This window comes from Aeromonas lacus (assembly GCF_000764665.1).
Taxonomy (GTDB): Bacteria; Pseudomonadota; Gammaproteobacteria; order Enterobacterales; family Aeromonadaceae; genus Aeromonas; species Aeromonas lacus.
In genome coordinates, this window is the sequence record NZ_JRGM01000171.1 from 1 (window position 1) to 553 (window position 553).

A 553-nucleotide genomic window follows, 5' to 3' on the forward strand; every position below is an offset into this window, starting at 1 on the left:
AATAGTAATGTGCCAGATCCCCCGAAGCCGCCAGCTCCACCACCTGCACCAGCAGAAGCCGCAGAAGTGCAAACTGGTGTAAATGATAAAGGTGTTAAGCGTAAAGCCAAACAGGCTCAATCTGTTTTCTACCGGAATAACAATGGACTCTCGGTAGGTGGTAACACAGGTTCAGGGATGAACATTGGAGTAAGTAATTGAAGCAATCAGTAAGTGGTATTTATCAAAAACTAAAAGGAACTCGGGAAGCCTATGTAACCAGAGCAAAGAGCTGTGCCAAACTAACTATCCCGTCTCTATTTCCAGAAACAGATAGTAATGGTGAGACCCTGTATGTGCCTTATCAGGGAATTGGCGCAAGGGCTTTGAAGAGTCTTGCATCAAAGATTCAGCTATCTCTATTCCCGCCTGAACACTCTTTCTTTCGTCTGCAAGTTGAACCCCAAGACCGTGAAAAGCTAGGTGAAAAGACTCAAGGTAAACTAGACCAAGCTCTCACCAAATTCGAACGGATGATTTCTGATTCTCTGGAACAGCGGAACCTGAAGAATAC

Annotated in this window: 2 protein-coding genes; both read left to right on the forward strand. The window is 44.8% G+C overall.

Annotation, left to right across the window (positions count from 1 at the left end; all coding sequences use genetic code 11):
* The coding region (locus tag LG31_RS21730) for a hypothetical protein (RefSeq protein WP_238567544.1) at nucleotides 1-201 on the forward strand (201 nt) is incomplete at its 5' end.
* Nucleotides 198-553 (forward strand): portal protein (locus LG31_RS20650; RefSeq protein WP_202963013.1); only part of this gene is annotated, 356 nt, incomplete at its 3' end. The genes LG31_RS21730 and LG31_RS20650, both read left to right, overlap by 4 nt.